Below are 4,727 nucleotides of genomic sequence, written 5' to 3'. Positions count from 1 at the left end.
GACTTGGCTTGTTGTTTTACCCACAGGTCCACATCCTCCTTTTTAAACTTCCATAGCCTACCGATCTTATGAGCCGGAAGATCTCTCTCACTCAGCCATTTATATACGGTCTCCTTGGTGACCCCAAGATAGACACTAATCTCCTCGACTGATAGCCATCTGTCTTCCATACTAAGCTCCTTTCCAGATTCTATCTTATCTGGAGACCCCATCAGAATCAGTATAAAATGGGATCAAATTGGAATAAAACCAGTATAAAGAGAGGGATAAAATTGTCAATAGAGAGTTTATCTCATGATCAAAAGAAGATGTACTCACATTACATGCATGACTGAGTCATGTTATTTATTGACAGGAAAGCACCTATGATTTTCATTGAAAACTAACTCCGTTGTCTGCCGAAGTTCATGCTTTTGTCACTGCTTGTGATAACAGATCTATTGAAAACAGTGATTTCTTAAGGATGTTGTGGGTGCTTGTTTTTCAGCACATAACATGAAAAACTAATTATATGCACAGAGGAATAGAAAGATGATGCATCACGATAGTTACCTTAGCACAGCTAAACGCCATTTACACGTATGTCAGTTAATGCTGTCGAATTGGGTGCCATCAAATAGCTCGGAGAATTATAAATCATCTGTTATATATTACCTATCTGGATACATTTTTGAGGGTATAGTAAACTATGCAGTTTGTAGCATTGTCAATTGGACTGGAAAATCAGTTTACCAGTTGGATACACCATTGGTAGTTTTTAAAAAGCGATCTTATTCAGATAACAGATTAGAGCTTCATAGGCATAAGTACTCTGAAACTATTGAGCTTATCTATACCCATAATCCTCAGCTAGAAACTAAAGTGAACAATCTCTTCGTTAAGTATGGATCAAAAAGGTTATTCAATTCATGGTCGTCCTCATATAGGTACAAAAAGTTCGATCAATGGAACAACATCAATGACGTTGTTAACTACCTCAATTTTTGTTCAGATTTTTATGTACTTGTCAGAAACTCTATATAAATAGTAGGAGTAAGTATGTTAAAAGTATACCAGATTATCAAAGCAATTGAAGATCACCTAGAAAACCTGCTCCAACAGGCTATTATACTTGATTATCGTATTGTCTTATTGCTAAATCACGATGTATCAATCATTATAAAAACCAAAGAATGTATTGAATCCTCAGATCTTCCTTTCTGTGAGCATGACAAAGTTAGATATGAAATTCATTCAGAATGTGATATACTTAATGATCCATACCTAGTTGAAAAGTTCGAACAAGTAAAAGCGAAGTTTAGCATTTCTTCAAGACGGAGATTTGACAATATTCTAAATCACGAAATAAGTAGAGTTATACTCGATGTACCTGTTTTATCTTTTTACAGCTATAAAGGAGGCACTGGAAGAACAACTGCCCTAGCCTTATTCGCATCCTATTATGCTATGCATTTCAAAAAGAAAGTTGTGATTCTAGATTGTGATTTTGAAGCGCCTGGATTTAACAACTATTATGAGATATCAGATGAAACGTTGTTTTCCAAGCAAGGTATAATTGAGTACATGTACGACTCGGTGTATTATCCAGACCTAGAACTAGATCATTATTCGATTCGAGTTTCTTCCAAGTTCTCGGGTGATGGTAGTATAATTGTGTTCCCCGCAGGAAATCTTAGTCAGGGATTAACAGAAGAGATGCCCACAAGCAACACCACAAATCTAGACCATTACCTTGAAGCCTTATCCAGAATTAACTTCTCGGGAATTGAGTACATGCAATCTAGTTTTGAAGCTTTGCTCAGAAGAATCTCTGATAAGTTCAACCCTGATATCGTTTTAATTGATAACAGAACTGGATTCAACGATATCTACTCCAACATTGGATTAACATTCTCATCCATGATTATTGGGTTTTTCGGAAGCAACGCTCAGACTGTTCCTGGATTTGAAAGCTTTATCAAGCAGTCAATTCAGAAGAATATTCCCACAATTGTTGTTAACTCAATTATATCTGATTCAAGATATTATACTGATTTCAAGAACAACGTTTTTAATCCTGCTATTCAAATTCTTTCGCATGAGCCATCAGATGTCCAGAAATCCGCAAATTTAGAGCAAACCGATGAAGAACAACGAGATATGATTTCCGCGATTCCTGTATTCCCCCTTTATCGAGAATCAAGATTAGAAACAATCGGTTGCTCTGGGGATGATGGATCAGAGTTTGCCAAGAGTGTCAAACACAAAGTATTCTCAAACTATAACATCCTTTTTGAGACTATCATTGAATATGCGAGTAAGTTAGTACCACAATATGAGTCAAATACAGAACCAAGCCAAGAGACTGAAGCCATAAAGGAATCAAACTTATCAAAAATTGGACCGTATGAGTCAGATACTGCTAAAGGAAAAAAAAGAGCGATTCTTGAGACAATTGGACAGGAGTTTCCAAGCACCTACGCAGAAGAACAAAATGTAACTGATGATTTTATAAATAGATCTTTGTTCTTTCGAGAGTGCATGAATGATCTTCTGAATAAGGACAAGTTCCTCATCATCGGAAACAAGGGAACAGGCAAGACGCTTATATATAAATCTTTCATAAGCAATCGTTTCATAGAGATACTGTCCAATAAATACGGGGTTGATAAGAAAGACTATATGTTTGTCAATATTATCGCCATGAATAAAGTAGATTGCCACCAGGGTATAGTAAAGTTCATTGATAGCACTTATATAAACAATACGAGTGAACTTCCAGATGATCGTTTTTACAGAAGGTTTTGGGAGGTCTTTATTTGGAATTCGATTTTTCTTGAAGATCGAGTCCTATCTTTGGGATTAAAACCTTCACTTGATGTTTCTCCAGTAACTCCCGATGAATCTACTTCTAACTACTTTCTTAGATTAATACTAAACGACAATTTAATGCTTAGTATAGAAGATGATCTGAACCGATTAGATAACTTGTTAGACAAGCTTGAAAAAACTTTGATTGTTGCATTTGATGAGCTTGATCATGTTTTTAAGCCACATTTATGGGATGAAACCGTTGCTCCGCTGATTTCATACATGAGGAATCATCAATTCAAGCGTATCGTACCAAAAGTATTTGTTAGGTCAGATCTATACAAGAAACTCGGTAACATCACGAACAAGGAGCAATTGAGGTATAGAATGATAGATATTGAGTGGAATAGCGAAGAATTATTCGGTTTTTTCTTTAAGACTTTATTCTCCTTACGATCGGTCAAGAAAGACTTCTTTAGCATTATTAAAGCTGAGTTCTCAGGCGACATTGAAAAAATTTGTAGACTTGAATCGCAATGTGATGACCAGTTTGTTTCTATTGAGGATAAGCATCTCAAGGTTTTAGTAGAACTATTCTTTGGGAAATGGGCTGATTATAGAGGCACATCAAAATTTGGTCTAAGTTATGACTGGTTTTATAATAATTTAAAAAATGCTGATGGATCAATTAGCTTACGCCCATTTGTTGATCTCATTAAGTATGCGGTTGTAGATGCCCAGAAACCATTTAATATCGAGAAAAATGCCAATCTTCCCATACTAAACCAGTTTTATTACACGAATCCCAAAACAAGAGTTGCAGCTGTTGAAACGCACATTAATGACATTTCGAGGGAAACTGGGAACAAGGATATTTCAAAAGTGTTTGATTATATCAAACTGCAAGCTCCTTTGAGTCTTAGAAAGTTCAATCTACTGAAGTCTGAGTTTGTTCAACTACTCAACGGAGTCATGAAGTATTACAAAAATGATCTTGAGAGCAATACTCTAGATTCTCTTCGAGATGTGTTGATTAATAATGGCATTATATCGATAATCCATAAACCTGGTGGGTACACATTGTATTCATTTGCATTCCTATACAAATATTACCTAGGACTTAGAGGACGCACGGAGTATTCGTAGTAGATATTCTAACGCTAATCATACGAGATATAAAGCTGTGTGATTTGGTTATCGATACTATAAAACCTTAAGATACACGCTAACCCACTGTCGTGATTTTTTGCCTATGGCTTAACCAATTGATCTGACATTTGTTTTGATTAATCTTTCTATCAGTTCAATCGCTTGTTACTGATCAAAGTGCAATCGAATTTTGTTAGTTGTCCCCTAATGAATACCGATGTGTATCAACAGCTTAGTAAATAGATGTTATCCTTAAAATTGCTCCCACTGAGATCAGCACTTCTCAATGGTATCACAATAGGATACCATAAACGCTTCACAGTCTTTATGTTGTACAAACTGCTTTCTAATTCAACTACCTAACATAGTAATCTATAACACCCAATCCTATTCAAACTCCGGAGTTGACCAGGATACCTTTCTGGACTTTTCTGCCGATTTTGGGCACGTTTTGGCGAGAAATAACCACATATATGAATCCCCTCAGATCAACCACTTCAAGTGATGCCAGAGCCTCCAGATAGATATAGACCCATTGTCTGGACTTGCCAATGACTTGAGCAATCTCTCGGATGGACTTGTATCTGCTATGCTCCAGGATGTCTAAAAGCTTGTGGACATCTGCTACGCTGAAAGTCCATCCCCTGTAGTGCTGATAACCGATTCTGGCTTGGTAGCGGTTGGCTCGGACGTAGATAGGTGGACTATCTTCTGTCTGCTTGATTGCCTGGCTTTGGAGCAGTTCGGTTAGTTGAATCTCTATAATGTCCACGCTAACACTGGTCAAT

At 36.6% G+C, this 4,727-nt stretch carries 4 protein-coding genes; 2 read left to right on the top strand and 2 right to left on the bottom strand.

Features of this window, described 5'->3' with window-relative positions; all coding sequences use genetic code 11:
- A partial coding sequence (locus tag LHW48_09980; GenBank protein MCB5260777.1) for a helix-turn-helix domain-containing protein occupies nucleotides 1-170 on the bottom strand: 170 nt, incomplete at its 3' end.
- Between the two features lie 361 nt (nucleotides 171-531).
- Between LHW48_09980 and LHW48_09975 the strand changes: the two genes are divergently transcribed.
- Together LHW48_09975 and LHW48_09970 are read left to right on the top strand one after the other, a co-directional pair.
- On the top strand, nucleotides 532-1,023 hold the full coding sequence (locus tag LHW48_09975) for a hypothetical protein (protein MCB5260776.1): 492 nt from the start codon (nucleotides 532-534) through the stop codon (nucleotides 1,021-1,023).
- Nucleotides 1,024-1,038: 15 nt separating this feature from the next.
- Nucleotides 1,039-3,936, top strand: a complete 2,898-nt coding sequence (locus LHW48_09970) for a hypothetical protein (protein ID MCB5260775.1) — start codon at nucleotides 1,039-1,041, stop codon at nucleotides 3,934-3,936.
- 394 nt (nucleotides 3,937-4,330) lie between these two features.
- Here the strand turns inward: LHW48_09970 and LHW48_09965 are convergent.
- Nucleotides 4,331-4,727, bottom strand: a 397-nt coding sequence (locus LHW48_09965; GenBank protein MCB5260774.1) for a hypothetical protein, incomplete at its 5' end; no start/stop codon positions are given.

The sequence above is a fragment of the Candidatus Cloacimonadota bacterium genome, assembly GCA_020532355.1.
In the GTDB taxonomy this organism is placed as follows: Bacteria; Cloacimonadota; Cloacimonadia; order Cloacimonadales; family Cloacimonadaceae; genus UBA5456.
This window is presented reverse-complemented; position numbering and strand designations above follow the sequence as displayed.